At 66.7% G+C, this 1,042-nt stretch carries 1 protein-coding gene and 1 pseudogene; both read left to right on the forward strand.

The features are described 5' to 3' along the window. Positions 1–393: pseudogene (locus ABZ671_RS32780) on the forward strand (sugar ABC transporter substrate-binding protein); the annotation flags it as partial. Positions 394–416: 23 nt separating this feature from the next. Next, positions 417–1,042: Gfo/Idh/MocA family oxidoreductase (locus tag ABZ671_RS32785; protein ID WP_357865473.1), on the forward strand; the 626-nt coding region annotated here is incomplete at its 3' end.

Raw genomic sequence — 1,042 nt, forward strand, 5'->3', positions numbered from 1 at the left:
CCGGCCGAGTTCACCGCCGATTCCGGTCAGCAGGCCGCGACCGGCCTGTTCCAGGCCCTGCCGAAGATCGACGCGGTGTGGAACCACGACGACGATCAGGGCATCGGTGTCCTGGCCGCGGTGAACCAGGCCAACCGTAAGGAATTCTTCATGGTCGGCGGCGCCGGCTCCAAGAAGGCCATGCAAGACATCCAGGCCGACAACACCGTCCTGAAGGCCACCGTCACCTACAGCCCGTCGATGGCGTCCTCGGCCATCAGCCTGGCCCGGCTGATCGGCCAGTCCCGCGGCATGTCCGACCTGGTGGAACTGCAGGTCCCGAAGGAGATCGTCCTGGCCTCCGAGACGATCACCAAGGAGAACGCGGGCGACTACCTCAAGCTCGGGTTCTAAACCACACCGCAGGGAGACCCACCTTGTCCACCAACACCAACCTCCTACGGGTCGGCATGGTCGGATACGCGTTCATGGGCGCCGCGCACTCCCAAGCCTGGCGCACCGTCAACCGCGTCTACGACCTGCCCGCCCACGTGCGGATGAGCCTCATCTGCGGCCGCGACGACACCAAAGTCGCCGCCGCCGCCACCCGACTCGGCTGGGACACACACACCACCGACTGGCGGCGCCTCGTCGAATCCGACGACATCGACATCGTCGACATCTGCACACCAGGAGACAGCCACCACGAGATCGCCATCGCCGCACTGGCGGCAGGCAAACACGTGCTGTGCGAGAAACCCCTCGCCAACACCGTCGACGAGGCCCGACAGATGGCCACCGCCGCCACCCACGCACGCGCGAACGGGATCCGCGCGATGTGCGGATTCAACTACCGCCGCGTACCCGCGGTCACCCTGATGCGGCAACTCATCACCGACGGACGACTCGGCGACATCCGCCACGTCCGCGCGGTCTACCTCCAGGACTGGATCACCGACCCCCAGTTCCCCCTCGTCTGGCGACTCCAAAAGGACAAGGCCGGCTCCGGCGCCCTCGGCGACATCGGCGCCCACATCATCGACCTCACCCAACACGTCACCGG

The sequence above is a fragment of the Micromonospora sp. NPDC006766 genome (genome assembly GCF_040636055.1).
In the GTDB taxonomy this organism is placed as follows: domain Bacteria; phylum Actinomycetota; class Actinomycetes; order Mycobacteriales; family Micromonosporaceae; genus Micromonospora.